We start from the raw sequence: 25,651 nt of genomic DNA, 5'->3' as shown, positions 1-25,651 counted from the left end.
ACGATCAGATAGAACTAGTGTTCTGAAAGGAGGTGACAAAAATGTTAACCAATCGAGAGAAACTTAGAAGATTAGGAATTTTCGCATGCGATCCTTATGGAGAAAAGAAAGATATTTGTGATGAAGATTATCAAACATTGTTGAAGCTTTTTAAAATTTCTAATGAAAAAAAGGATTAAAAATGTCTGTTTATAAGGATAATAAATCAAAAACATGGTATATCAAGCGTTCTTGGTACGATGTAAATGGCAAACGTCACTATATTACCCGCCGAGGATTTAAAAATAAACGTGAAGCTGAAAAAAAAGATAATAAATTAGCAGTCCAAGTAAGCGATGGTGTTAACGTGACAGAAAACCCGATTTTCGCCGATTATTACGATAATTGGGTAAAGACATACAAAGGTACTCCAAACGGTCAAAGTAATTCTGTAGCACCTAATACATTAACTGAATATATATTGCAAGGTAAACGGATTAGAAACTACTTTGGAGCTACCAAAATCAAATCAATAAAAAGAACCACCTATCAGCAGTTTATAAATGATTTTGGAAAAGACCATGCTAAGACGACCATGCGTAAACTTCATAATATTATCAAAGCTTGTATCCGTTCTGCGATTAATGACGGCATAATAACAAGAAACTTTACTGACGATATTTCACTAGCTTATAACCAAGATAAAGCCTATAAGGTTACTTATTTACAAGACAAAGATATTCCTAGACTATATAAATATCTTTACGACCATAGGAAACCTCAGTATTCTTCCTCATATATGCTAATGTTAATGCTCCTAACGGGCTTAAGAGAAAGCGAAGTTGCAGGATTAACATGGGATAATATTAACTTAAAAAGCAATCTCATTACTGTAGAAAAAAGTTGGGTATATACTCAAAAAGATTATGGACCAACAAAAAACGGGTCATCTCAACGAATTGTGAGTGTCCCGTCTAAAATGATGGATTGTATTCAAGAATTAAAAAATAATCATAAAACCAAAGTTTTCTGGTCAAAGACGCATAGATGCCTACCCGGATCTAAGGGCTTAACAGAATGTCTTAGAACTGCACTAAAAAATTTAGGTATTTCAGCCGATGATTTCCACCCTCATTCTTTACGACATTCTCAAGTTGCTCTTTTGCTTCAAGCTGATATTTCTACTTATGACATTGCACAACGCCTAGGACATGCTACAACTAAAACTACAGAAGAAACATACGCCTATGAATTTGAAAAGCACAGAGAATTAGTTAATAAAAAAATCAACGATGTATTATCCAAAAAAATTGAAGATTAACTTGCTTAGGGGTCATTTGGGGGTCAAATTTAATTTTTGTTTATTTATAAAGTCCCACAAATAGCTCTACATCAATATGACCCCGGTGAGATTCGAACTCACCTCTACAGTTTAGGAGACCAAATCGTTTGATTTTATATGATTTTCTATGCTTTTAAGTGCCTGAGATATGGTACTTTTTCTTTTATTTGAATTTATTCTATTTTAAGTTTGGGGGTCACAGCGGGGGTCAGTTGATAATTACTTATAGTTTCATTTTCTACATATACTATACATCTAATTTTGTTATAATTATTTCAGCGACTATTGCCTCCCCTTGAAAGGAGGTGAGTTCGTTGAAGGATTTTCTAACTTTAGTTGTAGCTCCAATTCTTGTGGGAATGGTGAAATCACTATTCGATCACTGGCTGGATGATCGGCGTAACAACAAAAAACATAAATAGTCGCATTTCCACCCTCAACGTTTGATAGGTTGCGTCAAGCGATAAAAAAAGCATTACCTTTTGTAGCGATCAGGTAATGCTTTTTGAGTTCATTGAATTTTAGAATTCCTAACTTGTTGCAAGTTAAGTATAACATATTGTAAGTAAAATTGTAACAAGAAAACATAGTTAAAATAATAGAAAATTTGTTGTATGCAAAAAGCCGCTCCAGAGAAACATCTCCAGAGCGGCTTTTGAATTATATTAAATTATTTGAAAGTTCCCCACGGCTCACTGCCGACACGACCAACTAAATAGCCATTCTTACCATTTTCTCTCGGTTGCTGTAACCATACACGCCCAGCACTATCTCTAGCCCAAGCATTGTATTTAACTTCTGAACCTGCTGGTAAGGTGGTAATCAGTGTGCTTTGCGTATTAGCGCCCCAGCGAAGATTAATCGCTCCACCAGTGATGAAAGTACCATGTTCTTCATGCCAAGTCATACCTTGTACATCAGTCCATGTTTTTTCTGATGCTGATTGTGCAACAGATGGCTGAGCTACTGGTTTGCTATCATTTTTTAGATCAATCAAGCTGATGTTTCCGTCAACATTTAACCCACGCCAGTTATCGGTAAATTGCCAAATTGCTACTCCGTTCATTGATGGAAAGTAGCCAAAGTTTGGTTCACTTACCGCAGTACCATTACCTGATGGATATGCTGCTACCCACAAACAATTAGGATACTTGGCTAAAATTCTAGAAGTATTAATTTTGTCTCTCATAAGATAAGCGCCTGAGTATAGTAAAGGCTTATAACCAGCACCCACAATAGTATCTAAGAAAGATAAGATAGCAGTCGTATTAGTTTCACGATCTCCTCTAGTTTCGTTTCCACTTCCTTGTTCATAGTCACAAGCTAAGTAAGTACCTGCCTCAAGACCAACAGCTTTTGCAGAAGTAACTGCATAGTTACCTTCTTGAATTGCTACGTTACTATTGCCACTAAACCTCGCATAGTGATAAGCCATTGGCAACATACTATTAGCTCTTGCAGTAGATACTTGAGATTGTGCTTTAGGATTACGATAATCTAAGCCCTCTGACACTTTAACAACGGCAAATTTCGATCCGGAATAATTGCCGTTGTTATGACTTGATACATCTACACCGTAACTTCTTTTAGCTACTTCAACCATAGTTACCTCCTACTTCTTTACTTCTTTCAATTCGCCAACAATGGTCTTACTTTTCAATTGTTTGGCTGCATCGTCTTCCTTAGTCAGTGTTTGCATACTATCAACAAAGTTTTTCGTTTGCTTCATCGTAGTAACCGACTTCTCAATCTCGCCTTTGATATAAGCTGTTGAGGGATGCGGTAAGTGCGCCAAATCTAAAATAGCGATTAAGTAATTAAAAGCTGCTAACAGCTTATCCTTACCTGAACCGCCCTCTTTTTCAGTTTGATATACGATTGCATTTGCTGAATTAGCAATCATTTTTTCAGCTTTAGCTAGTGCATCGCCTTGCATAGCTTTTTTATCAATAGCAATCTTATTTTTTGAATAAACATAAAAGATGATTGCTATAACTACTGATACAGCAACAACTAACATATCGCCAATTTGTTCAAAGCTCATTTTCTGTCCTCGTTTTCTTTAAAATCATCTATCTTGTTTTCTAACCGTTTAACCTTCTTGCGCAACTTGTCATTTTCTGCATCAATTTCATCAAAAGCTTTCTCACTTTCAAGCCACCGATTTCTATATAAGTCACGGTCAGCCCTCAGTTCTTCTTTATCATCTTTTGAAACTTCATGGCTTGTTTTGCGTAAAGCGTTCCAAGCAGTAAGCCCTGCAACAAAACCAGAAAAAAGAAGTGCTATTTCACGGATTAAATTAGCCCAGTCTTGCACTTCTTATTACCTACTTTCGTCGTCTTACAGTCTTAGAAAATACTGCTAAATACTGAATTACTAGTAGCCACCCGATTAGTGCAATAATTGAAAGCAATCTGCTATAGTCGTGCATGACCAAAACATGCCCCAGTTGCAATACTGTTAACATCATCAAAAAGAATGCTGAACAAGCTAGTAACACGGCATTAGCAAGTTGACTTCTTCCACCAGCAAAAACAAATGCAATTAAGCCAATACCAACTATGATTGCAAAGGCATCGACTAAGTCATTATTGAAGAGCCATTGCCATTCTGGTGGCCAATAAAAAAAGGAATCGTTCACTAAAAGAACAATTCCAAAAGCTGTAAGCAAACTTCCCAAAATCAAATGAAGTAAATTAAGTTTAGCCGTTTGCCACAGTATTTTGATCTCCTGCAACATAATCATCACCCGTAATTCTCTTATATCCATCTGCATCAAATGTTCCTTGCTGAACAAATCCCGCAATTGTGTTGTCTGTGAAATACCCATTGTCTAGAGATGATTTACATAAACTTTCAAGGTTTGAATAGATAGAACTGAAATCAAAATCAAACATTATTCAGCACCTTCTTTTTTCTTAGTTTCATCAGCTGCATTTGGTTTGTCTGGTGTGTTTACTGACTTGGAAAGTTGTTGAACCATTGGCACAAGTTGAGCAAGAACTGCTGTAGTTTGTGCTTGTCCCTTTTGTACGCCACTTAAAGCTTGAACGATTTTATCATTATTTTGAGCATCTTTAATCTTAGCTGCTTCGTAGTTTTCCATTTTCTTTTGCATAGCTGCATTACTTGCTTGCAACTTAGCAATTAAAGCTGGCTGAGATTTATCACTGTTTTCAATCCAACTATGAGAGTCATCGTCCCAAACTGCATCAATTAAATCCTCACTAGGCTTTTCTGCATGCCAGCGGTAAGGCAAGTCTACAGGACTAAGCTCTCCTGGATAAGGAATTTCCAAGTGATGAAGAGCTGTAATTGGACTAGTTGGATCAGAGAAGTAATAAAAGCTGATTTTCCCATCAGCAACGACTTGTTTTAATAAATCTAAAAAGTTTTCTGCTTCCATAATTTTCCTCCATAAAAAAATCCTTAGTTTAACTAAGGATTAAACAGTTTTATTCAAATATTGATGCCATTGATCCCAATTTGTCGGGCTAGAAGACTTTCGTCCATACATATTGTCGCCTTCGTAAAGCGTTTGATACACAGTATTAGCATCAAATACTGTCACTTTAACGTAAACCCAGTGCGCATTATCGGTTGGATATGGTCCACTTTGAACATGACAATTTGAAAGACGATACATTCCTGTGCTTCTTAAGTTATTAAGATTTACAGTGGTATTATTGAACTCTCCTTGAGGAGTATTGTAATCAGTTCTCTTCTTCAAGTTCATTAACTCAGTTCGCATAGTTGTTAAATTGGTATTCAGGTTATTGATTGCCTCTGCTATCGGCTTCAAAGCTCCAGCATCAACTAATAAATTAGCAAAGTGTCCTGATGGATCAAATTTTCCAACTTGGGTGTTATGCCAGCCTTCGGAAGCTACATCATAATCAGTAATTGATGTAATACTCTGATTAGTTAAGTCGCCAGCATTAGCTATTCTTTGCCAATCTGTAAATCTAGTTGAATTCCACGTTCTCACATATAATTGACCACTATTTGTATCATACAGAGTTTGTTGGCCGTTCCATTGATTGGCATTTACGGACATACTAAACCAAGCTGACACAGGAGAATTTTTTAATCCGGAAGGACCTGCCGCATTATAGAACCCCGTATTCTTAACGTTATTCAAATCAGTATTATTTTGAATGCTGTAAGACTTGGTATTATTTAACAGCCATGAAACCTTATTAGCAGTCCAGTCGCTATCAAAAATGTTAATCTTATATGTTCCGTCTGCCTCTTGAGTTACAAACTTAGTATCTTGGAAAATATTACCGTTTTGATCTAATGATTGCTTTACAAATTTTAACTTTTTAAGATGTTCATTTGTGATTACTGAACGCCAACCAGTCCAAATATCGTCATTCTTAGTATTCAACCAATAACTACCGTCTTGATCTACAACAGTAACTGAACCCCAACCCAGATAGAATAGTTTGACTGCAAAGAACCATTTCTTATTGTTCATTGGTGGCAAGTTCTTAACCCCGTCACCATTACCATTCCAGTAAACAATTTTATTACCAGCATAATCTAACAAGTCTCCATTAGGATCTCCTGCTTCAATGGGTAACTTTGCATTAATTGCATCAGCAAGTTGTCCGATAACGCCTTGATCTACAGTCCATCTTGAAAAAAGCCCATTTGCGTCAAAATGAGCGTTGTTATCAAAAGTAGCAGCCTTATTCTTTACATCATAGCCAGTAAGCACATTAGCTGTTAAAGTTGGTAAGGTTACTGCACCACTGGCATTAGCAGTGTGCCCATTTACCGACTTAACCTGACCAGCGATTTTATTATCAACTTCTGTCTTGGTGTAAGTAGTAGCTTTATCGGCTTTCTTGTTTAATTCGCTGTCTACATAGCCTTTGTCTGCCTTAGGAGCTACTTTACTATTCACTTCATCTTTGGTGTAAGTATTTGATTTATCAGCCTTTGTTCCAAGTTGCTGTTCTACAGTAGTTTTATCAGCTTTAGTACCCAGCCTATCAGTTACGCTTTTCTCAAAGTTTGTGTGATAAGTAGAGTTCTCCAATTTATAATCGCTTAAGCTCTTAACGATTTCAGCGTTTTTTTTATCAAGTTTTGCTACAGCTGTATCAACCTCGGACTTGCTATACACTTCCTTTTTACGATAAACATCATCCGGACTAACTTCAACAGTTACCTTATCAGTTCTACCAATTACTAGATACATCAAAAAATCAAACTTAAATAAAGTTTGCTCACTAAAATCTGGGATATATTCAGGTGTCTTAGCTGTAGCTATACCGTAAAGAATTTCATTTTTATCTGGTTCTTTTGCATAAATACCAACAGTATGCACATTATAACCAGTCTTCAAATTCTGGTTATCAAAGGTCATTCTAACACCTAAAACAGTATCTGAATTATCAGACGTATCTCCTACATCACTCAACTTCACTGATTGCTGGATACTTGGTAACTGGGTTAAGTTTTGAAGCTCTTCAACTGTTTTTTCCGATAAGTTATCAGTTGATGAAACACCTCTCGTCAAAGAAAAAGTTGCCGTACCCTTGTTAGCTCTACGGGCCAAATCAATACCCTCATTAGTTATAATTGTCTTATTATATTCTGACATCTCATCACCTCACTAGTTAAATACTTGGTTGGGACTCGCTTTTGCCATGCTCGCTGCTTTTACCACGTTACCAATGCCCAAGTTCAAATCATCAAAAACCTTTGCAGCGTTTAGCAAAATCTTTACTTGATACAAGAGATTAGCTGGCAAATAAACATTCAACAGATACTTCAAATAGTTAATTTGATTACTTGTCATTTCAGCTGATTTAGCAGTTACTACAACAGCTCTTGCACCGTAATTAACATCAATTTTCACTGGCAGGTTAACGTTGTTCAGCATATCTCTGAAAAATCTAATTGTTATCGGTCTTGGTGGTAATACATACATCAAGACCTTATTTCTACGCATTTCCAAAGTATCGTTTTCATCTGGAACTATGCCTAGCTGGCTTTCAAAAAGCGAAATACCTTTAGCATCAGCTGTTGAAACAAATTCATTTAGTAACGTCCGCAAATGGCTACTTTCCAAGTCTTTTAGCGTTACGCTTTCAGACTTAAGAAGTTCCTTCATTTCATACACGCCCTCATAATAATCAGGCATGTAATTTAGAAGTTCATATTTATTGCTCATTAATTGTCACCGTCCCGACTACTGGCAATTGCGACTTGGAATTATTAAAAACTAAGTCAATGTCTGCGTCCCGCCCGTTCAAAGATGGAAGTTTAGCATTGACCACACCTTCCGTCAGCATAACTTGAGACAGGATCTTAGAACGATATATGGTTTCTTCATAACCCCTACCAAGTTTTTGATTGATATCTGCCCAGTCCTTTCTCAATGATTGGAAGTAGCCCTCAACTGCTTTAGTAATGCTGTCTTTCACATACCGTGTTACTTTTGTATCATCAAGTTTTACTGAAATATCAACATTTACAATTAATTCTTCAGGAGCAGTCACAGTTACAGCATGGTCAATTGGAGCTAATCCATAACCCTCTGCTTGTTTATCTTCTGGGTCAAGTATATTTTTAACTTTCTGTACTAAACTAGCACTAGCAGGCATTAGGTCGTTATTCAAGATAACTACCTTGACAGTTCCCCCGCCGTTCCATGTTGGATAAATCTGCGCAGCTCCAACTTCATCAATCTTGCTAGTCATATCTAAGTAATCAGCCACATTACCACCGTAAGCAATCCAACTTTGAGAACTCAGCAATCTTGCTCTTAAGTGGTCGTCACTTTCTACATCCCTTGCAGGAGCTGTAATTTCTGTAATTTCAGCCCATGAAAGCAAGTCGTTGGGAGTAACAGGTAAAATCTGCCCGATATAACTATTAGCGCTTGAACCTTTAACTTCTGCTGTTAATTCAACAGTCAAGTCATCATTGACTTTTGTCACAGCATAAAAAATGGGTGAGTCGCCAATGCTGGCAAACTTATCGCCTATTTGAACATTATCTAACGGTTCTTTCTTGTCATTTAAAACTTTAGCCTTAGCTTCTGTTTGAGTAGCAGGATATCGACTTGTCCCATGTTCAATTGCTCGATAGTCTAGGAACTCTCCAGAGGCTGTTTTGATATAAGTTTCTTTGATTACATTAGCCATATCTAAGGATTGCTGCCCCATAACTAACGCAGCAGGAGCTAAAGCGTCATAGATTATTGAACCCTCACGCTTGTCAATATTATCAGGCACAGCATCAAGCATTTTTCTTAAAAAGTAGTCATAATCTTTATTCTGAAATTCAGTAATTAGTTCATTTGGACTCACTTAATGCTTACCTCACTTTCTATTGGTATATTTCCGTAACTAGTCTGACATTCTCCAGTAAGAGTTAAAGTATTGGGGCTTGTTTCATTAATACTAGTAATATCGACTTTGATTACACGCTCATCAGCTAGTAATGCTTCTTTGACCATTCGCTCAGCTTCAACTTTGGAATAGCCTAAGTCTTTACCAAGCAAGTCATTTAAATCATTGCCATATTGATCGGTATAAATTGGAAAAACAAAACGTTCTGTTTTTAAGATCTTATCTACAGCTTGAACCATAGCACCTAAGCCATCGAACTTATTACGTATTCTGCCATTAGCAATCTGAAAGGTTAGTGTCGGATTTTGATTTTCTTCATTATCCAAATTAACCACCCTCTCTCTCAAATAAGTAGAATTGTTGACCACCATCAGCACGGATCATAGTTACCCTATCGCCAACTTTTAAAGAGTTATCAAAAGTAAAAGTAGCAGGCTTGGTGGTCTTTTCTGTCTTAGGCTTTTCTCCGTCCTTGCCTTTCTTTTCCTCTGTAGTCGTCAAACTACCACTCATTGAAAAGCTTCCAATGTGCTTTCCCAATACAATGAAATTATCGTCAATAATCATTGAATTAGAAATTTGTACCTTTAACGGAGAAATACTGATAACACGTCCATAGATAACATCGGAATACTCAGAGTCACTACCGCCCCGTTCCGTCAACATTTTTATAAGCTGTTCTCCTGCCATTTTGTACCTACTTTCATTTCTAAGCTGCAAGTGTAATCTGTCCCGAAGTTATGAGTTGCTTTCAAAATAGGGCAATTAGTCCAAGTCTTGCCAAAATCTTTAATTTTGACGTTAGCACCAGCACCTGCAATTAGAGAAGTATCGCCCATACAATCAAGCGTTAATTTCCTTTCTGAAACGTTGCGCTTTTTCAACTCGTCATTAGCTTGTTGAACCATCTGTGCCCAGTTTGCTTTGTTCTTGGCATTGACCACTTTAACAATCTGTCCCCAAGTTCTAATCGTATTACCCCTAGCAGAGGCAATCGTAAAACTTGTAGTAGCTGGATCATCTCCAGTTTCGGAAGTAGCAGTGGCTGTTTTTGTCTGTGAATTATCGGTGTTCTTTTGAACAACTTGAACCACGTTAGCAGCATTATCAATACTCTCAGAGTAAGTGTAATCACTCATCGTGTTTTGAGTATCAATAACTAAGAGGGTTCTTGTAGGAATAGGCGCTCTTCTAAGTTCGATATACATATGATTAGCAACAATGCAGTACATTTCGCCAGTAGCAGAGTATGTCTTATCTATTGCGCTCTTAATCATGTCAAATCCTGTCTTACCATCACAAACTTCCGCAGGCACTCTGTAAGTTGGCTGTTCCTTGATATGAAATGGTACACCGAAACGGCGGCAAACATTACTGTATCTATCTCCAAGCGTCCCTGATTGAAAGACGACTGAACCTTCACTCTTTAGATATCTTTCAAAGTCGTAAGCTTTAACGCTCACTGTAGTGTCTGACGTGCATTCAGCACTGAAAACGAAACCCCAGAAAATATCTTTATTATCCCAAGCAAAGTCTACAATTGCCCCCATCGCTGGAATTATTGGATCTTTGCCATTCACAATATCAAATGTTAGCTCTCCAGCAGAGTAATTTAAGTCAGTTACCCACTTAAGATTTTTAACCATGTCCTTGATTTCGACACCAATTCTAGCGCCACCATTATCGTGTTTTAGAATTTGAAGTTTGGTAATCATGCTAATCTCACTTCACTCTGTCTAACCCAACCTCTAGGTCCTCCATTCACTAAAGCAACATGAATTGGAAAAGGATGCCCAGGCGCTAAATAAGTAATTCGTCTTCTTACATTATTTTCATATACACCCGGCGCACTTCCATAACTGTCTAAGCGCAGCCGGCCATTTACAATTACAATTGAACCAATGCCTAACTTCTTAGGAGGAGCTGGTCTTGGTTTAGGTTTTGGAGGGGCTGGGACGTTAACTTTATGGTACTTAACTTCTCTATACTGCTTTAAGCCCAAAGTATAAGCATATTCATCTGCAAAGCCGCTCTTAAAGCCATATTCAAAACTAGAAATCGTCATAGTTACACTAATTTGAGTAGAGCTGACAACTAATTGAACATGATGTTTATTAGCTTGAATGTTTTTAAGCCAATTAATGTATTCATCAGGTTTTAACAGCTTATCTGAACTAATCCAAGAACTATGTTTCTTTGGAAAGACACTATCAATCGTAAGAGATACCAATTTCATGTTACCTACTCGATTAATCTCTCCCAAGTTCACAATAGTTTCTGATTTATCATCAGTTTCATATTTCAAAGTTAATTCTGACGGGTTCACAGGCAATTCAACCGTTCTATTAGTTGAATAATCAGTGATATAAACACCAAAGCCGTTGACCGGCATATTAACCACCTCCTAGAGCTTTATTACGTCTATCAATAATCTTTTGATCGATCTTATCTAAAATCTTGTCTACGTCTGCATCTGGATTGCCAGAAGCATTGATGACAATAGCACCTTTATCAATTTGAACTTGAGTACTATTGTCTGTTTGGCTACTACTGTTGTTATTAGTCAATACTGAATTTGGAGCGATTGAACCAGATGTTACTGTATCGCTACCCACTGCTGAAGAAACAGCACCTTGTCCGAAAATGCCAATATTAGCTCTTGAACCATCAAGCCCAGTAATTGCACCAGCAACATTGCTGATTGCGTCCAGTGCTCTATCAAATCCAGCTGCAAGTAAATCTCCTGGATTTATGCCACTTAATCCAATAGGGTCTAAGGTTGGCGACATACCACTAGCAGCATCTACAACACCTTGCGCCATACTTGCAGAAGCATCAGCAGCTGCACCAGCATCTCTGTTTAATCCTATGATTAAACCTTGATCGACCCAGCGACCATACTGTCTAAACAATCTTGAAGGAGACCCAATATGAAGCACGCTCTTAGCGGCACTTACAACTTTACTTGCTACTCCTTGCACTGCACTAACGGCAGCGCCAATCATTGACTTAATACCATTGACTAAACCTTGAATTAACTGTCTACCCACAGAAACTAAGGCACTTCCAAAACTTCTAGCAGCATTTACAGCGCTGGAAATACCACTTCTAACAGCACTTACTACTCCACTCATTGCGCTAGTAATTGCTGAAACCATCATTGATCCAGCGGCAACAAATAGTGACGCCATAACCATGACAGAAGCACCAACTGCAACTAGAGCAGCGGCTACAGCCATTGCGGCGGCAGCTACTACCATTAAGCCAGCGCCAAGCATAATTGCAGCGGCTGCCAAGAGCATCAGACCTACTGCAGCAATCATTGCCATAGGACCAACCATCATTAAAGCAACTGCCAGTAACATCAAACCTACTGCTGATACCATAGCTGTAACCATAATCATCATTAAAGCTACAGACATCATCATTAATCCAACAGCAGCAACCATAGCCATTGCAGCTACTAAGACTAGTCCAACTCCGAGGAGCAAGATACCTACAGCAGCTACTAATCCCATAGCCATGACTAGAGTTAATGCAACACCTAAAAGAAGTAGTCCGACAGCCGCTATTAAGGACATTGGACCAATTAGTAGTAACGCAACTGATAAGAGAATTAAACCAACAGCAGCAACCATTGCACTAACCACAATCAGCATTAAAGCAACGCCCATTAATAGTAAGCCAACCGCCGCAACAATTCCCATTGCAGCAACTAAGACAAGTGTCACACCGAGTAGAAGCATTCCAACAGCTGCAATAATTACCATTACAGCAACTAGAGCAATTGCTACTCCTAAAAGTAAGACACCAACAGCTGCAATTAGAGCAGTAATTCCAACTAAGGCTAAACCTACAGCAAAAATTAATGCTCCAACACCTGCTGCAACTAAACCTACAGCAAGAACTGCTAAAGCAACGCCTAAAAGAAGTACTCCAACAGCTCCAACTATTGCAGCTAAACCAAATACAGCAATTGCTCCAGCTAAAGCAAGCAAGCCAACTGCTGCGCTAGTTCCATATTCTGAAATAGTAGGTAGTTGAGTAGCTAAAAGTGCGATACCCGCACTTGCTACTAAAACGGCAGCGCCGATTAATAGCAGTGCGGCAGCAAAGATAGCAAAGCCAACCGCTCCACCAATCAAATCTGGTCCTAAAAATCTTACTAAGACCACTAAGGCAGCGATAGCGGCAATCATCCCAAAGAATGTTGCTATAGCACCGCCACCTGCACTAGATATCTGAGTAGCTGCATCAGCTAACAATTTAAATCCTGCACCGAGCGCTAAAGCCCCAGCACCAACTAGGGCAAATGCTGCACCTAGTTTCATATATGCTCCAGCATTACTTAAAATCTTACCCGGCTTAGTCATTTTTGGCGAATCAATTTCAGGAGCTTTGATCTTCTTAGCATTCTTGAAGCCTTTAAAGAACTTAGAAACTTCTTTCATATAGCCAGCAATTTTTCCCATAGCCTTCAACATTGTAAAAGCTATTGCTAATGCGGTAAGAGCTTGCGCAATATTATTAATTGTGCCAGGATCTAGTTTATTCAGTTCTTTTAGCCCCCAAATAACAGCTTCAAACACTAAGCCTTTTAGCCCACCTTTTAAGATGATAAAAGCTTGGGCTAACATCTGAAGTGTGCCTGGATCTAGTTCACCAAGCGCTTCTGCAATTCCAGAAATAGATTTAGCAGCACCACCCAATGCTCCACCAGCTAGCTTTCCTAGTTGCTTAAATAAGCTGTCTCCTCCGTTAGTTTGGTCCATCGTATTGACTAACTTACCGACAGAGTCAGTAATACTATCAAATGTATCTTTTAGAGAATTAAAAGCGCCAGAATCAGCAAAGCCTTTTTTAAAATCATCAAAACCAGTCTTTAAATCGTCAAAAATTGGTTCCATATCAGCAACAGCTTTAAATAATCCGTCAACGAAACCATCAAAATTAACATTTGATAGCTGATCCGTTAAATCAGAAACAAATTTAATGCCAACTTTACCCACTCTATCAAATGCACCTTGCAATTTGTTAGCCATTGTTTCTTTTAAACCGTCAATAGCTTGCCCAACTGTTTTAAATTGAGTAGCCATCTTGGTAAAGTTGGCGTTTGTTCCTGTTTTAGCTATTGCGTTCAAGAAGTCCTCAGTTTTAACCTTTCCATCTTGAACGTTCTTAATTAATTGTTGGGTACTTACACCCATTGTCTTAGCAACGGCAGAAATACCTGCTGGCGTTTGTTCTAGCATAAGTTTAAAGTCTTGCCATTGCACCATTGGCTTGGCAGCCATTTGAGTTGCCTGCTCTGACAAAGTCTTCATAGCTTGTTGCGGATTAGAAGAAGCAGCAGCTAAACCACCAAAACCTCTAACTAATTGATCCACGTTTTTCGTGCCAACAGCAGCCAATTGTGAGTAAGTACTTGCCATATCAGAAGCACCGTAAATAGTTTGCTGGGCGAACTGTTGCATTGACTTTTTAGCAGTAGCAATTTCAGCCGGACTTTTGCCCAATTGGTGCATGTTCCCATCGAAAGTCTGCCATGCTTTACTTGCTTCATCTAATTCGCCATACATGGAACGAATTCCAGTACTAGCAAGTTCCATACCTTTGTTGATTGCTCCGCCAACAACAGTACCGCCAACCATTGACTTGAACATACTACCGCCACTAGAACCGCCAGAAATAGCTTCTTTCAATTTGCTCATACCACTTTGCGCTTTTTGCAAACCACTAGACAGGCGATCTAATGGGTTACTAAAAGCGTCATTAATCTTAACAGTGGTGCTAATTGTACTCATTTACTACCTCCTTTCTTTGCTGAATGCAAAAAAAGAGGCTAAGCCTTAAATATGCTTAGACCTAGCCTTTCTTTTTGCTTTTCTCTCTTCTTCTTTTTCGTATTTTTGTCGTACTTCAATCGAAGCGACGACTAAAGCCTGCTCACGCCTTGACATCTCCGCCCATTGTTTAGGCGTCCAGTGATATTCATTAAGAACATAGTGATAAATGTTAAAGTCGCCAACAGACTCATTTATTAGTTTTTTGCTTCTTCAACCAAGTCTTCTGAACTGTCATCATCGTTAAGACCTGATAAGTCCATAATTGCCTGTGATAGCTCAGTGTATTCACCAACTTTAAGCATTTTCTTTAAAACTTCTTCCGGCTTAGCAATACAGCCCCATGAAGTTTGCAACTTTTCATTGTTTAAGTTAGGAGAAACAACAGCTTCTGCTACAACTAAACCTTGGAACTGATTTTCATCAGTTTCTTGTTCGTATCTATGTGTCTTACGGTTGAGAACTCTCTTAGTTGCTTGCTTTCGAATATGTGACACTTCATCAGCAGTTAAAGACTTAATCTTAAAAGGAGACTTAAATCTTTCAAGCTTAACTTCTTTTTCTTCTACTGGACTACCAACATTTTCAAACAAAAAATCTTCAACACTTTCAGCCATTTATTTTCTCCTTAATTAATTCCATTAAATGCTTGGACTAAGTTGACGCCTTCAAAAGTAAAATCACTTTCCCATTCCATTACGCCGTCATCAGCTTCAAAATCGGCAATTGGAATATCGTCCAAGTTGACATCTGTTAATTGCACCACTTGCTTACCAGCTCTTGAAGTTGGATCATGGATAGTCAAAGTTGCATCAAAATACAAATCCCCACCATCTTGAGTATAAGGAATGCCGTACTTAATCCAGTTTGAGTTAACCAAGTAACCACCTAAAGTTCCCGTACCTTCAACAGAAGTAGTTTTCTTTCTCTTCCAGTGAGAACCTAAGGTTTGGACGTCTTCCTTGTTCTTTTCAAGCTTAGCTGTGAACTTATCACATTCAATCATCTTAATAATGTTGCCATTAATTTTGATTGATAAAGTAGCATCTTTGGTTGAAATAGTATCTCGACCATTTAAAAACTCATCAATTGCTGCCATTTACGTTCCTCCTATCTAACTACCATTGTCATGTAAAGTTTTTCCATTGCATCAACTGGAGTAACTGCCAAGTTAACAACGATAGAGTCAGTATCATTCCCTGCTTCTATTGTGACATCAGTGTTCTTGAAGCTTTGAATGATATTTCTATTTTGTAAACCCATTAAGTAAGCGATTCTGTCTGCCTTAAAGAGATCACGACCAGCTGCATTGTTACCGGCTTTGCCTAAATAAGTTCTTTCAAAAGTATTTTCAGTGTCAGTAGCAATCTCGTCTAAAGTTCTCATTACTCTATTTTTAGAGAATGATTGTGGCTTTTCAGCTGTAAACTTGTGTAATGAATTGATATCTTGTTCAATTACTACTCTTTGGCCAGGACGTGTAGTGAACACAATTTGCCCAGCATCAAGAGCCTTAATTGTCTTTTCATTATCAAGTTTTGGATATGCTGAAACAGCATCTTCAACTTCAAAATAAGTTAAAGAAGTTGCTACATCAGCAGAAGCGGAAATACCAGCGAAGTAACCAGTTGCATCTTTAACATCTACATTAGTACCATCGCTTAAAGTGTAACCATTCACAACGGTTGAAATACCCTCATAGTTATAAGTAGTATCTGCATCAGTAGGAATTACACCTCTAACCTTGCGACCTTCATTTTCACGGAGACGCTTAACTGCTTCCACAACCAACTTGTTCATGTTGCTTGATGGTTCAAAGCCAGCAGTAGTAACAACTGCGTACTCTTCATTTTCTAAAGCGTCATTCAATAAGCTTTCAACTTTATTAGACTCAGTAGTAGTACCGCCAGTCAAAGCGCCTGAAACATTAGTAAATGCTACAGGCTTTGAACTACCCTCTTCGACTACTTTTGCAGTGATGTAATCATTGCCCTTGAACTTATCTAATTCATTGAACTTGATTGATTGTTCATCAACCAACTTAGTACCAAAGATAGTTGATACAGTAGCCGCATTCTGATCAGCTGGACTAACTTCAACACTCACTGTAATTTGATTACCCTTTTCACCTGGATAATTTGCAGTAACAGTCCAAGGCAGTCCTTCTTTAGTCAAAGTCGCTGCTGTACCCTCATTGGGGTTAAGAACAAGCACTTTAGAAGCACCTTTTAGTGTTTCCTTTAAAGCTGTAAGAGATGGATCATCTAAAGTAGTACCTAATTTCTTAGTGAAATCACTGTTAGCTTCTACTTCAATGACACCATTCTTGCCCCAGCCTAAGCCTTTATCACGAATTAACAACACTCTACCTAGAGAAGAAGCTGCTTCTCTTTGACCATTACCTACGACATTGATATAAGCGCCTGGTCTGCGCTTATCTTGAGCTTTCCAAGTTCCTCCTGCCATTAAAATCCCTCCTTAAATTTGTCAATCGCCTTTTTAACTTCGGCAATTGTGTATTCTTTGTCATCATCTAAAGCTAATTTCAAAATATCCCGTTCAATAACTGAGAACTTAGGACTTGAAATCAAAGCTTGTTTTGTGAATTTAACGTCTTCAACTTGAATAGGCGCTTTAATTTCGCCCATCGGAGTCTCGGTTTCCGTTTTATTGGATTCCTCCATTAAACTCAATCCTTTCTAGCTTTCCACCGTCTTGAACCGGATACATCTCTAACCTCAAATCAAAACTCATTACTAAAGTTTCATCATCTTGGTTGATAGTCGCTTCTCGGTTTCTAACAGTTGCATAATCATCTAATCTTGTAAAATTATTCAGTAATTTTTGCTCTACTTCTTCCATATCAGCATTAGGACGATCTGGATTAGCAAAATATGTTATTGAGTAAGACAAGCTTCTATCTTGAATATCAAAAAAGCGACTCTTAGTGACTGTCATTATCTTACTGATATAAAATGACGGCACTTGAAAACCGCTTTTCTGTTTTTCTGAATAAATTGTCACATCAGGAAATATCTCTGATATTCGCTTAGCTATTCTTTCAACTATTGTCATTCAAACAAGTCCTTTAACCCCCACAGACCCTCTGTTACCAACTGTGGCAACTGTCTTTGAATTTGTGGAATAGATTTCTTCATGTAAAACTGACCAGGCACCCAATCTCTAACCAGGCGCTTTTTCAGTAATGGTACATATCTTCCAGGTGTCTGCCTGTGACCACTTTCAACGTAAGAAGCATATTCAGCATTGTTAATTAATTTGATCGTCCAACCACCGCAACCATAGGTCGGTCCTTCTGCCGTCCATGATCTGCGAAGGTTGCCTTGCTTTACAGGAGTGTTTGTTTCCAAAATTCGTAGTGATTGAGTGCCTATACGTCTAGAACTCTTTCCAAGCTCCTGTTTTACATAGCCACTATCAATCTTCTGCCTTACTCTACTAGCGAATTGCTGAAATTGAGCATCGTCAACATGTCCTAAACTCATGCTTTCTCACTCCTAACCATTGCTACTTCCTGATGGCTGAAATAGCCACTATAGCCCTTGCTGGCACGCTTATATTTAGTCACTTGACCATTTACATCAGTCACATAAATATCTGCACCAGCAGGGATTTTAATGCCATTTCGAATAATCAATTTCGCATCATATTCGTCAGTACCAAAGAAAGACTGTTCACTAGCTGATTGTCCTTTTAAAACCACCTTAGCTGGCTCATCTTCAACAATAGTCACATCTTCATTATTAGTAATGTAGCCATGTTTAGTTGGAAGAGTACCCACAATCTTAACTCGATCATTCCATAGCTTAGGAAGTGCATTTTTTAAGCCATTAAAGTAACTCATTGGGCTAACCTTCTAAAATTATTTAAAAGCATCACATAGTTATCAGTGATTGTGTTAGTAGCTTGCAATGCTGAATAAATATCGCTTGGAGATCTAAAAGAAACTGATGTATCACCCTCTGATAATGACTGAACATTACCAACTTGCTGATCTTTGGGTACTAGCCATTGATGAGTGTCAATAGTTTGTACTGCTAAACCTAAGATAGTTGGTTCAAGCTCTTCTGGTAGCTCTAAAATTGGAATATTTGTGTAAATTGAAACATCAGAAATAACTTTTTCTAGTGTAAATTCCAATACGCTGTCATAGTTAGGTGCATTATCAGTATTAGGCAGAAAATCAGCTAAATGTTTTTTGACCTCTTCAAATCGTGGGTATTTATCCATCTAACCACCTACTTCACTAAAGTTAATAATTCGTCTTTCTTGGTCTTACCAGTGTAATCAATGTGATTCTTATCTAAGTAGGCCTTGATTTCATCTACAGTGTTGTTTTCGTTAGGTTTAGCATCTTCTTCAGTTGTTTTCTTACGTCCAGCAGGATTAGAGTCACCATCTGCGTCCTTTTCAGCCACGAAGAACTCAATCCCCTTAAATTTAGGCTTAAGTAAAAGAACATCATCATAACTTTGTTCGTAGTATAGCCAGTTTCCGGAATTTGCAGCAGCTGGAGCATCTAATCCAACGAAATCATACTTTTCAGGAGAAATTTGAACACCATTGAAGATAAGCATCATCTTAATTTGCTTAGCATCATCAACGGTCTTAGAGCCGTTAGTGAAATCAAACTTAGTTTGGAACAAATCTTCTGGCACAGGAACAATAGTAACTTCATCAAGTGAACGTACAGAACGATTAATATTTTGTGCATCACTTACGATAATTGTTCTATTAATTGCTTCTGCGTCCTTAAGCATGTAATAAGTACCAGTGTCAACGTATAAGATACGTCCTTGGGCTGGAATTCTTGCACGGTCAAAGTTACGCATCATTTGATCGTAAGCTTTTAAAACGTTTTTTGCGTCTAAGCTTTCTGAGTGGATACCAGCATTTTGATCTAATCCTTCGGAAGTATTAACTGCCTGACGTTGACTAAACAACTTAGAAAACATTTCTCTATCCTTTTCAGGCATTTTACTATCTAAGTTGTATTGTCTAGTGATATTAGCAATTGATAATAATTGATTACTTTCATCAATATCTGATGGGTCGACTAATGTACTCCAGTAACGTTCATTAGTTAATTCATAAACATCATAATCCAATGAGTAATTGGCTGCTGGTTGCGTAATAGTACGTCTTTCACGGTCTTGACGTCCAGATAAAATTGATAACCGTGGAACTTTAATATGTTTTGCATCTAAGAAGTTAATTGTATTGTTAGATGGTGATTGCCATAAAGCGCTTGAATATAAAACGTCTGGATAAAAACCATCAATAACTGCTTTTTGATATTTATCAGCGTAATTAATTGCCATTATTTATGTTCTCCTTTAAATATATCAACCATTGCCTGGACCGGATCAGCGTTAGCAGGTTTTCCATTATTTGGTTGGTAATCTTGCTTACTACCTTCATCAAATAAATAACCATCAGATTTCTGTAAAGATTTAATTTGATCGTCTAAACCTGTCAAATTGCCATCATCATCAAGCTTAATTTCGTCCATGTTCAAAAGACCTCTAATAGCCTTGTTATTGCGAACATTAGCTTTGCTTAATGATTGGTCAATTGCGCTGTTCAAACGATTGGTAGCAAGTTTTTGAGTAAGGTCAGCTGTATCCTTGTCATACTTGCTCTTTAGATCATTAAATTGCTTAGTTAAGTCTTCATTATCCTTAACTTGAGCACGCAACTTCTTTAAATCCTTATCTCTTTCACTCATCTGGGACTTAAGGGCTTTATTCTCTTCTAAAATTTCAGCATTGCTAGCACTTGCTTTATCCTTAGCGTTTTGAATATCCTCGCCGTTTAAATCCATGATCTTTTTAATCTGCTCTTCTTGTAATCCAAGCTCTTCTAATTGTTTTCTTTTCATTGTTCTATCCTTTCACACGTTTTATACGAGTTCGCCTCTCATAAGGGCATACAAAAAGAGCAGTTTAACGACTTACTCAGGTCAAAATAAAAGCCGTTGATTATATCAACGACTTGTTTAATCATCTAACTTTACTCCATTTTCCTTTAAATATTTTTCTTCTTTAGAGTAATCACTGCCTGATTTCTTTTTTGCTTCATAAACTTTTTTAAAATACTCAATATGAGATTTATTGTTAAATTGGGATTTAGGAATTGATTTGATGTAATTTAAAAATTCTTCATTGCTGAGATTATATTTAGTCATTTTCTTCATGTTCAACCACCTCAATATATGGTTTACCATCTATGATATTTAATCTCAATACATCAAATCTTGTATTTCGCTTAAATAATACTTCACCTTCAACATCATTAAATTTTCTAATATCATGTCCACTATGACTTTTTAAAATTACAACTCGTAAATCATCTTCTGGATTATATACCATACCAGCACTTGAAGACGTATAACTTGGCTCTTGAATGTATCCTTGAGTCAAAGCTTTATTAACATAATCGACCATTATATCATCCCTGCTTTCAAAATATAAAGAGCGACTAAGTGGTTCGTCTTCTGAATAGTATGGAATTTTATCCAGAGCAGTATCTAAATCATGTTTTAACTTTTCTTCGGCTGGTGACAATGTATTGCCTGCTCTTAAGTCCGCATTTAAACCGTAAGACTCAAAAGAATTATATTTATGAATTGCAGCTTCTTCGTCCCATGTCAATTTTGGTGTAGGTAGTGATAAGTTGAGTATCTTAACATTGGAAAGCTTTTTCCACTCACTATAATCTAAAGCATTTCGATATACATAGCGTCCTTTACCTGTTTTCGGATCTCTACTCCAACGAGTTTCAACGTCTGGCAAGTCTTTATCGTAAGGAACAGTCGTGCATCTGCAATATGGGTGAATTAAAGGATAGTTAATACCCTCTTTTTTATCTTTGACATTAAAAATGCGCTCATCTAAGTGGGTGCATTGGTCACAAGTGTGGCTTTCTAATGTGGCTAAGTATTGGTATTGCTCAATATCGCTATCTTTATAGAACTGTGCTGTTGCTTCTTCGGCAGCGTGTCCCATTTCAGTAGTAACCAGCCTATGCAAATCTCGATCAGAAACCTTCTTAAAACGATCTCTCATCATTGAAACAACCTTGCTTGGAGAATATCCAAATAAAGTTGCTCTTAGCATTGTGTCAGTTAACTCATCAGGAAGAATTTCAGTGTATTCTTTCCAAATTCGCTTGCTAAAATCGCTACCTTTCCAAGGGCTGTAAACAATATTTTCTAATTGCTGTTCGTTGAAATGATTTAGCTTGATATCCAGTTGACCAGTAGCTCGGTACTTATCATAAGCATGTAAGTAATAGCTATTCTGATACTGTTTGGCTAAACCTTTTTGCATTTTTAGTTGTTCAGCCATGCCATACTTTTTAGAAAACTCAACCATCTGGTCATGCAACTGTTGAAGTCTGTAAATACGGCTCTTGTAATATTCGGCGTTTAGCTCTTTATCATAACCACCAGCCTTAGCTTTACGTTCAAACTCTTCTAAGGTCATCGACCATTTAGTTGTGTTAATACTTCCTAAGACGCTAGCAGCTTGTTTTAAGCCGACATTATTCTCATTAGCATATCGCTGTAAGTAAACTAATGCTTCTTTTTCGAATTCATGCTCTAACCGTCTTAGTCTAACTTGCATAGCCGCTTCATAATCTGCTGACGCTTCAAGTTGCTTTTTCTTTTCAGCAATAGCACGTTGACGCCAGTAGTCACTACTCTTCATCGTCTACGCCTTTACCGTTTAACTCGTCAGCTTGTTTAGAATATGGATCATTTTCTTCTCTATCCTTGGCTAAGTCTTTCAGTTCTTGCTGCCAATCATCAACAATAGGATTAGCTTTAGCAACTGCTTCTTTTGAACTGTAATTGGCTACTGTAGAAACAATTTGAGCCTTAGTTAAGCTATCTTCTACCTTAGTTCTCGTCCAATGTTGCGATATATGGCGCTTGTCCGCATCTGAAAAGTTAAGGTAACGCATAATTGCACGAACCAACTCATTAATAGCATGTTCAAAGTAAGTTTGTGTTTTAGCAGCCTTTAATTCTAAGTGAGAATATAGCATTTTGATTGCTACACCAGAAGCATTTGAACTCTCAAAGTTAGCTGGATCAATTCCTTGACCAAACAAGAAAATGTTATCACGGGTTATCTTAAGTGCATCGTCACGGGCTTCAACAGGGATATCAATTTGGAGCTTATCAACGCCACTCTTATCGCCATTACCTGCGTTATTGATCTTAATAGACTTATATTCTCTTAGATCGTTCATGAACTGCTCTAAGCTAGCACCACCATAGTTGGTTAAGACGAGAATTACAGTTTGGACATCGTCTAAGTCATTAATAAATCCATTGTAGATGTCATCGTAAGCATCAATTAACCCCTTATACTTGTTAAGTTCAGGCAAGCGATATTTATTTTTAGGAAATTCAATAAAAGGAACTCGTCCAAAGTTGTGTTTTAAGGTGTTTGACTGTCCTGTTTCATAGCCAGCGCTTAGATCGTAAGAAGTAATGATATTGTAAGGCTCAATCACTGTGCTATCGGTTGCGCTTGTCCTGAAGAATTGTGCTTCTTTATCCGTCCAGTATTCGTGAACTGTAAAGTACTTACCACTATCAGGATCTAACTGTTTATAGCTTCTCAGAATACCCAGCAGCTTATTATCTAGCGTTGTCGCATAAATTGGTGTGATCTGGTCAGGTTGAATAATGCCATATCTGAAATTGTTATCTTCATCAATCCAGTAGTGCAACCAAGCTCGACCAGCATTCGAACTGTCTACTAATAAGCCGTTAAGCGTCAACGCACGATCATCGCCTAAGACATCAATAATTTTCTTATTATCGGCATCTTTTCCAACGTCAATGTCAGGAAAAACAGAAGCAACGTAACCTGCTTCTTGGTCTACTAACAACTGATAAAAGTTTGATGGAATGCGATTATCAGCACTTCTTAAAGGATCTTTTTTACCTTCCTTATTAAGCTTAGCTTTACCGTTGTTTCTGGTAGTGATATCAGTCTTATTTTCATAATAATTCACTGCTTGTTTGTAATTATTAATTAGATCATTTCTACTTGTTGAAGTATTTTGAATTAACTTTTTTAAAGCATCTAATTCCAAGGCACGAACCCCCCTCCTTCATAATGTTCTGAATAAATTCCATATCTTAAGCAGTCCTCACTATCATCATCTTCTTTTAGAGGAGCTTCTTTCTTATCGTCCCAAACATAATTGAAAATAGTGTTTAATAAATTATCAGCTTCATCTTTATTAATGATTAACTTTCCTTGTTTGAAATAACTATCTACAAATTCCAAACCACTCAATACATTTTTATTGGCATTAATACAATTGATACCATTAGCTTGCATTTGATTCACATAATCAACACGAGCTGAATCAGCCCAAAAGACGATATTCCCATATTTTTGTTTAATTTCTTTGGCAACATCTATCCAATAATCAATGAATCTATGCTCATGTGCCCATTCTTTGATCAAATAACTTGTTCCATTTTCATCATCACCAAAAAGTTGAATAACTCCTTTATGACCTTTACCAAAACCCCAGTCAATCGAGGCATAGTATTTAACCATTTCTGGTAGTTGATCAGTTGTAATAGTCATAGTTTCAATATTGAAATCACTAAATATTTGCCCCTCGGCACTAACCCACTTACCATAGATCGTTCGATCTGTGTACATTCCAGAAGGTGTAGCAGCCACTAAAGCATCCACGTAATCTTTAGATAAAAAAGTATTATCAAAGATTGTAAAATTAAACACTTTGATTCTCGCTTTTGGGTCATGATTATCAATATATTCAGTCTTAATAAAATTTGTTGGTGCATCAGGGTTTGAAGTAACCACAATTCTTGCACCTTCAATAGAACAACGATTAATTATTTCTTGAAAAACGCCCTGATCTGCAAGCGTTCCTTCATCAATCAAAGCACCATACGCAGTAGCTCCACGAATAGAACCAATACCACGTATTGAACCTGTATAAGCCGGAACAATTTCTACATCAAACAAATGATAATGACCATGTCTATCAACTGGTATATTTATACCAAACTCGTTCTCAATTGACGCAATAATATTTGTATTAATTGAATTGCTAGAATACCCAGCTAATATATAAATCGGTCTTTTAACATTATTTGTCTTTGCTAACTTTGCAACTCGTTTTAACTCAAGTAAAAACATCCAATTTGAAATATATGTTTTACCCGAACGAACCGCACCAATTAAAAAAAGATACTTCCAATCATCATTCAAATAAGATTGAAGTACCTTTTGTTGTTTTTTTGTAAATAAATCGTTTAATGACATTATTATTTCATTAAATTCCAAATATAACCTTTATATGGTTTTTTATTTTTTATATGATATGAAATACTGCTACGATCGAATCCTTTTCTTGAAGCTTCTCTTATTGATGGCCAAACCTTTATCAAATTGCCATCAATATCATATTGACCAATGTTTTCACTTAAATCTGAACGATTAGTAAAACTTGTTTTTTGATATGGCTCAATCTTTTTAATTACATGATTGTTACTGACTGATCGCCACATATAATTATTATGAGTTTGTGCTTGTCCTAAGCAACACTCTCTTATGTGGCTAGCATTGTAGCCTTCTTTAGAAGCTTCATGCGCAGAATTCCACACTTTAACTAATTTGCCTTTTAAATTATATTGAGCAACACATATACCGTTCTTTATTCCAGCTCTTTTAACTTTGCCACGATATAGATTGTTATAAATGTTTGTACACCATTCTAAATTGCTAATACAATTGTTTTCTTTATTTTCATCAATATGATTTACTTGAGGTAACTTATTAGGATTAGGGATAAAAGCTTGTGCTACTAATCTATGAACTAAAAAATGCTTATATTTTTTGTCTTTAAAAAACATTACATACTGATACCCACGGTTATTTAATCTAGGCATAAGAATCTTAGTATTTTTATACAAACTTTTTACTCTTCCAAGATTTGACACCTGATAAAGCCCCTCATAGCCTTGAACGTCTTTCCAAATTTCTATATTATTATTCATGTGATCATACCTTTCTATGATTACCTAGCTC

32 protein-coding genes are annotated in these 25,651 nt (G+C 37.2%); 3 read left to right on the top strand and 29 right to left on the bottom strand.

Going from position 1 to position 25,651, the window contains the following annotated elements; translation table 11 throughout:
- Positions 1-41 precede the first annotated feature (41 nt).
- The 3 genes from LGAS_RS09635 (at position 42) to LGAS_RS09750 (ending at position 1,743) form a co-directional block, all read left to right on the top strand.
- Entirely contained in the window at positions 42-179 is a 138-nt protein-coding gene (locus LGAS_RS09635) for a hypothetical protein (protein WP_170246882.1), read from the top strand.
- A 2-nt stretch (positions 180-181) separates the two neighbouring features.
- Positions 182-1,300, top strand: a complete 1,119-nt coding sequence (locus LGAS_RS03125; protein WP_011678801.1) for a tyrosine-type recombinase/integrase — start codon at positions 182-184, stop codon at positions 1,298-1,300.
- A gap of 326 nt (positions 1,301-1,626) precedes the next feature.
- Positions 1,627-1,743, top strand: coding sequence for a type I toxin-antitoxin system Fst family toxin (locus tag LGAS_RS09750; RefSeq protein WP_225792990.1), 117 nt, complete (start codon positions 1,627-1,629; stop codon positions 1,741-1,743).
- 248 nt (positions 1,744-1,991) lie between these two features.
- On the opposite strand, the gene LGAS_RS03120 is transcribed toward LGAS_RS09750, so the two are convergent.
- From LGAS_RS03120 to LGAS_RS02980, 29 genes are all read right to left on the bottom strand, one after another.
- Complete coding sequence (locus LGAS_RS03120) at positions 1,992-2,924, bottom strand: GH25 family lysozyme (protein ID WP_011678852.1); 933 nt, start codon at positions 2,922-2,924, stop codon at positions 1,992-1,994.
- A 9-nt stretch (positions 2,925-2,933) separates the two neighbouring features.
- Entirely contained in the window at positions 2,934-3,365 is a 432-nt protein-coding gene (locus LGAS_RS03115) for a phage holin (RefSeq protein ID WP_011678851.1), read from the bottom strand.
- On the bottom strand, positions 3,362-3,640 hold the full coding sequence (locus LGAS_RS03110; RefSeq protein WP_003654315.1) for a hypothetical protein: 279 nt from the start codon (positions 3,638-3,640) through the stop codon (positions 3,362-3,364). Before LGAS_RS03110 ends, LGAS_RS03115 begins: the two co-directional genes overlap by 4 nt.
- A 10-nt stretch (positions 3,641-3,650) precedes the next feature.
- Positions 3,651-4,070 carry a hypothetical protein gene (locus LGAS_RS03105; protein ID WP_232610101.1) on the bottom strand — a complete coding sequence of 140 codons (420 nt, stop codon included), beginning with the start codon at positions 4,068-4,070 and terminating at the stop codon, positions 3,651-3,653.
- A complete protein-coding gene (locus tag LGAS_RS03100; protein WP_003648057.1) occupies positions 4,027-4,221 on the bottom strand; it encodes an XkdX family protein in 195 nt (64 codons plus the stop codon). The genes LGAS_RS03105 and LGAS_RS03100 overlap by 44 nt, the downstream gene beginning before the upstream one ends.
- Positions 4,221-4,730, bottom strand: a complete 510-nt coding sequence (locus LGAS_RS03095; protein WP_003648056.1) for a hypothetical protein — start codon at positions 4,728-4,730, stop codon at positions 4,221-4,223. The genes LGAS_RS03100 and LGAS_RS03095 overlap by 1 nt, the downstream gene beginning before the upstream one ends.
- A gap of 39 nt (positions 4,731-4,769) precedes the next feature.
- Entirely contained in the window at positions 4,770-6,938 is a 2,169-nt protein-coding gene (locus LGAS_RS03090) for a pyocin knob domain-containing protein (protein ID WP_011678849.1), read from the bottom strand.
- A 12-nt stretch (positions 6,939-6,950) separates the two neighbouring features.
- On the bottom strand, positions 6,951-7,511 hold the full coding sequence (locus tag LGAS_RS03085; RefSeq protein ID WP_003654305.1) for a putative phage tail protein: 561 nt from the start codon (positions 7,509-7,511) through the stop codon (positions 6,951-6,953).
- On the bottom strand, positions 7,501-8,652 hold the full coding sequence (locus LGAS_RS03080) for a baseplate J/gp47 family protein (protein WP_011678848.1): 1,152 nt from the start codon (positions 8,650-8,652) through the stop codon (positions 7,501-7,503). The genes LGAS_RS03085 and LGAS_RS03080 overlap by 11 nt, the downstream gene beginning before the upstream one ends.
- Positions 8,649-9,065 carry a DUF2634 domain-containing protein gene (locus tag LGAS_RS03075; protein WP_174221023.1) on the bottom strand — a complete coding sequence of 139 codons (417 nt, stop codon included), beginning with the start codon at positions 9,063-9,065 and terminating at the stop codon, positions 8,649-8,651. The genes LGAS_RS03080 and LGAS_RS03075 overlap by 4 nt, the downstream gene beginning before the upstream one ends.
- Positions 9,022-9,384: a DUF2577 domain-containing protein gene (locus tag LGAS_RS03070; protein WP_011678846.1), complete on the bottom strand. Its 363-nt coding sequence runs from the start codon at positions 9,382-9,384 to the stop codon at positions 9,022-9,024. Before LGAS_RS03070 ends, LGAS_RS03075 begins: the two co-directional genes overlap by 44 nt.
- Positions 9,363-10,409 (bottom strand): XkdQ/YqbQ family protein, encoded by a 1,047-nt coding sequence (locus LGAS_RS03065; RefSeq protein ID WP_011678845.1) that lies wholly within the window; start codon positions 10,407-10,409, stop codon positions 9,363-9,365. Before LGAS_RS03065 ends, LGAS_RS03070 begins: the two co-directional genes overlap by 22 nt.
- Positions 10,406-11,086 (bottom strand): hypothetical protein, encoded by a 681-nt coding sequence (locus LGAS_RS03060; RefSeq protein WP_003654297.1) that lies wholly within the window; start codon positions 11,084-11,086, stop codon positions 10,406-10,408. Before LGAS_RS03060 ends, LGAS_RS03065 begins: the two co-directional genes overlap by 4 nt.
- A 1-nt stretch (position 11,087) precedes the next feature.
- Positions 11,088-14,498 (bottom strand): tape measure protein, encoded by a 3,411-nt coding sequence (locus tag LGAS_RS03055; RefSeq protein WP_011678843.1) that lies wholly within the window; start codon positions 14,496-14,498, stop codon positions 11,088-11,090.
- A 236-nt stretch (positions 14,499-14,734) separates the two neighbouring features.
- Positions 14,735-15,154: a phage tail assembly chaperone gene (locus LGAS_RS03050; RefSeq protein ID WP_011678842.1), complete on the bottom strand. Its 420-nt coding sequence runs from the start codon at positions 15,152-15,154 to the stop codon at positions 14,735-14,737.
- Positions 15,155-15,165: 11 nt separating this feature from the next.
- Positions 15,166-15,636, bottom strand: a complete 471-nt coding sequence (locus tag LGAS_RS03045) for a phage tail tube protein (RefSeq protein WP_011678841.1) — start codon at positions 15,634-15,636, stop codon at positions 15,166-15,168.
- Between the two features lie 11 nt (positions 15,637-15,647).
- Complete coding sequence (locus LGAS_RS03040; RefSeq protein WP_011678840.1) at positions 15,648-17,003, bottom strand: phage tail sheath family protein; 1,356 nt, start codon at positions 17,001-17,003, stop codon at positions 15,648-15,650.
- Positions 17,003-17,221, bottom strand: a complete 219-nt coding sequence (locus LGAS_RS03035) for a hypothetical protein (RefSeq protein ID WP_025012255.1) — start codon at positions 17,219-17,221, stop codon at positions 17,003-17,005. Before LGAS_RS03035 ends, LGAS_RS03040 begins: the two co-directional genes overlap by 1 nt.
- Positions 17,205-17,612: a phage tail terminator family protein gene (locus tag LGAS_RS03030; RefSeq protein WP_011678838.1), complete on the bottom strand. Its 408-nt coding sequence runs from the start codon at positions 17,610-17,612 to the stop codon at positions 17,205-17,207. Before LGAS_RS03030 ends, LGAS_RS03035 begins: the two co-directional genes overlap by 17 nt.
- A complete protein-coding gene (locus LGAS_RS03025) occupies positions 17,609-18,043 on the bottom strand; it encodes an HK97 gp10 family phage protein (protein ID WP_011678837.1) in 435 nt (144 codons plus the stop codon). Before LGAS_RS03025 ends, LGAS_RS03030 begins: the two co-directional genes overlap by 4 nt.
- Positions 18,040-18,402 carry a hypothetical protein gene (locus LGAS_RS03020; RefSeq protein ID WP_011678836.1) on the bottom strand — a complete coding sequence of 121 codons (363 nt, stop codon included), beginning with the start codon at positions 18,400-18,402 and terminating at the stop codon, positions 18,040-18,042. Before LGAS_RS03020 ends, LGAS_RS03025 begins: the two co-directional genes overlap by 4 nt.
- A complete protein-coding gene (locus LGAS_RS03015; RefSeq protein ID WP_011678835.1) occupies positions 18,399-18,788 on the bottom strand; it encodes a head-tail connector protein in 390 nt (129 codons plus the stop codon). The genes LGAS_RS03020 and LGAS_RS03015 overlap by 4 nt, the downstream gene beginning before the upstream one ends.
- 8 nt (positions 18,789-18,796) lie before the next feature.
- Positions 18,797-19,879 (bottom strand): hypothetical protein, encoded by a 1,083-nt coding sequence (locus LGAS_RS03010; protein ID WP_011678834.1) that lies wholly within the window; start codon positions 19,877-19,879, stop codon positions 18,797-18,799.
- The gene (locus tag LGAS_RS03005) at positions 19,879-20,439 is read right to left on the bottom strand and encodes a phage scaffolding protein (protein WP_011678833.1); all 561 of its coding nucleotides are present in this window, start codon (positions 20,437-20,439) and stop codon (positions 19,879-19,881) included. The genes LGAS_RS03010 and LGAS_RS03005 overlap by 1 nt, the downstream gene beginning before the upstream one ends.
- A gap of 117 nt (positions 20,440-20,556) precedes the next feature.
- The gene (locus LGAS_RS03000; protein ID WP_025012256.1) at positions 20,557-20,754 is read right to left on the bottom strand and encodes a hypothetical protein; all 198 of its coding nucleotides are present in this window, start codon (positions 20,752-20,754) and stop codon (positions 20,557-20,559) included.
- Positions 20,738-22,270: a minor capsid protein gene (locus LGAS_RS02995; RefSeq protein ID WP_011678831.1), complete on the bottom strand. Its 1,533-nt coding sequence runs from the start codon at positions 22,268-22,270 to the stop codon at positions 20,738-20,740. The genes LGAS_RS03000 and LGAS_RS02995 overlap by 17 nt, the downstream gene beginning before the upstream one ends.
- Positions 22,260-23,672, bottom strand: a complete 1,413-nt coding sequence (locus LGAS_RS02990) for a phage portal protein (protein WP_011678830.1) — start codon at positions 23,670-23,672, stop codon at positions 22,260-22,262. The genes LGAS_RS02995 and LGAS_RS02990 overlap by 11 nt, the downstream gene beginning before the upstream one ends.
- Positions 23,663-24,886, bottom strand: coding sequence for a PBSX family phage terminase large subunit (locus LGAS_RS02985; RefSeq protein WP_025012257.1), 1,224 nt, complete (start codon positions 24,884-24,886; stop codon positions 23,663-23,665). Before LGAS_RS02985 ends, LGAS_RS02990 begins: the two co-directional genes overlap by 10 nt.
- Before the next feature lie 2 nt (positions 24,887-24,888).
- Positions 24,889-25,620: an NUMOD4 domain-containing protein gene (locus LGAS_RS02980; RefSeq protein ID WP_011678828.1), complete on the bottom strand. Its 732-nt coding sequence runs from the start codon at positions 25,618-25,620 to the stop codon at positions 24,889-24,891.
- Between the last annotated feature and the right edge of the window lie 31 nt (positions 25,621-25,651).

Source organism: Lactobacillus gasseri ATCC 33323 = JCM 1131, assembly GCF_000014425.1.
Taxonomy (GTDB): domain Bacteria; phylum Bacillota; class Bacilli; order Lactobacillales; family Lactobacillaceae; genus Lactobacillus; species Lactobacillus gasseri.
The sequence above is the reverse complement of the archived record's forward strand: the minus strand, read 5'-3'. Positions and strand labels throughout refer to the sequence as shown.

Coding starts and splice junctions, on each gene's coding strand:
- LGAS_RS09635 (WP_170246882.1), top strand. CDS start 42: ATGTTAACCAATCGAGAGAAACTTAGAAGATTAGGAATTTTCGCATGC.
- LGAS_RS03125 (WP_011678801.1), top strand. CDS start 182: ATGTCTGTTTATAAGGATAATAAATCAAAAACATGGTATATCAAGCGT.
- LGAS_RS03120 (WP_011678852.1), bottom strand. CDS start 2,924: ATGGTTGAAGTAGCTAAAAGAAGTTACGGTGTAGATGTATCAAGTCAT.
- LGAS_RS03115 (WP_011678851.1), bottom strand. CDS start 3,365: ATGAGCTTTGAACAAATTGGCGATATGTTAGTTGTTGCTGTATCAGTA.
- LGAS_RS03105 (WP_232610101.1), bottom strand. CDS start 4,070: ATGATTATGTTGCAGGAGATCAAAATACTGTGGCAAACGGCTAAACTT.
- LGAS_RS03100 (WP_003648057.1), bottom strand. CDS start 4,221: ATGTTTGATTTTGATTTCAGTTCTATCTATTCAAACCTTGAAAGTTTA.
- LGAS_RS03095 (WP_003648056.1), bottom strand. CDS start 4,730: ATGGAAGCAGAAAACTTTTTAGATTTATTAAAACAAGTCGTTGCTGAT.
- LGAS_RS03090 (WP_011678849.1), bottom strand. CDS start 6,938: ATGTCAGAATATAATAAGACAATTATAACTAATGAGGGTATTGATTTG.
- LGAS_RS03085 (WP_003654305.1), bottom strand. CDS start 7,511: ATGAGCAATAAATATGAACTTCTAAATTACATGCCTGATTATTATGAG.
- LGAS_RS03075 (WP_174221023.1), bottom strand. CDS start 9,065: ATGGTGGTCAACAATTCTACTTATTTGAGAGAGAGGGTGGTTAATTTG.
- LGAS_RS03070 (WP_011678846.1), bottom strand. CDS start 9,384: ATGGCAGGAGAACAGCTTATAAAAATGTTGACGGAACGGGGCGGTAGT.
- LGAS_RS03065 (WP_011678845.1), bottom strand. CDS start 10,409: ATGATTACCAAACTTCAAATTCTAAAACACGATAATGGTGGCGCTAGA.
- LGAS_RS03060 (WP_003654297.1), bottom strand. CDS start 11,086: ATGCCGGTCAACGGCTTTGGTGTTTATATCACTGATTATTCAACTAAT.
- LGAS_RS03055 (WP_011678843.1), bottom strand. CDS start 14,498: ATGAGTACAATTAGCACCACTGTTAAGATTAATGACGCTTTTAGTAAC.
- LGAS_RS03050 (WP_011678842.1), bottom strand. CDS start 15,154: ATGGCTGAAAGTGTTGAAGATTTTTTGTTTGAAAATGTTGGTAGTCCA.
- LGAS_RS03045 (WP_011678841.1), bottom strand. CDS start 15,636: ATGGCAGCAATTGATGAGTTTTTAAATGGTCGAGATACTATTTCAACC.
- LGAS_RS03040 (WP_011678840.1), bottom strand. CDS start 17,003: ATGGCAGGAGGAACTTGGAAAGCTCAAGATAAGCGCAGACCAGGCGCT.
- LGAS_RS03035 (WP_025012255.1), bottom strand. CDS start 17,221: ATGGAGGAATCCAATAAAACGGAAACCGAGACTCCGATGGGCGAAATT.
- LGAS_RS03030 (WP_011678838.1), bottom strand. CDS start 17,612: ATGACAATAGTTGAAAGAATAGCTAAGCGAATATCAGAGATATTTCCT.
- LGAS_RS03025 (WP_011678837.1), bottom strand. CDS start 18,043: ATGAGTTTAGGACATGTTGACGATGCTCAATTTCAGCAATTCGCTAGT.
- LGAS_RS03020 (WP_011678836.1), bottom strand. CDS start 18,402: ATGAGTTACTTTAATGGCTTAAAAAATGCACTTCCTAAGCTATGGAAT.
- LGAS_RS03015 (WP_011678835.1), bottom strand. CDS start 18,788: ATGGATAAATACCCACGATTTGAAGAGGTCAAAAAACATTTAGCTGAT.
- LGAS_RS03010 (WP_011678834.1), bottom strand. CDS start 19,879: ATGGCAATTAATTACGCTGATAAATATCAAAAAGCAGTTATTGATGGT.
- LGAS_RS03005 (WP_011678833.1), bottom strand. CDS start 20,439: ATGAAAAGAAAACAATTAGAAGAGCTTGGATTACAAGAAGAGCAGATT.
- LGAS_RS03000 (WP_025012256.1), bottom strand. CDS start 20,754: ATGAAGAAAATGACTAAATATAATCTCAGCAATGAAGAATTTTTAAAT.
- LGAS_RS02995 (WP_011678831.1), bottom strand. CDS start 22,270: ATGAAGAGTAGTGACTACTGGCGTCAACGTGCTATTGCTGAAAAGAAA.
- LGAS_RS02985 (WP_025012257.1), bottom strand. CDS start 24,886: ATGTCATTAAACGATTTATTTACAAAAAAACAACAAAAGGTACTTCAA.
- LGAS_RS02980 (WP_011678828.1), bottom strand. CDS start 25,620: ATGAATAATAATATAGAAATTTGGAAAGACGTTCAAGGCTATGAGGGG.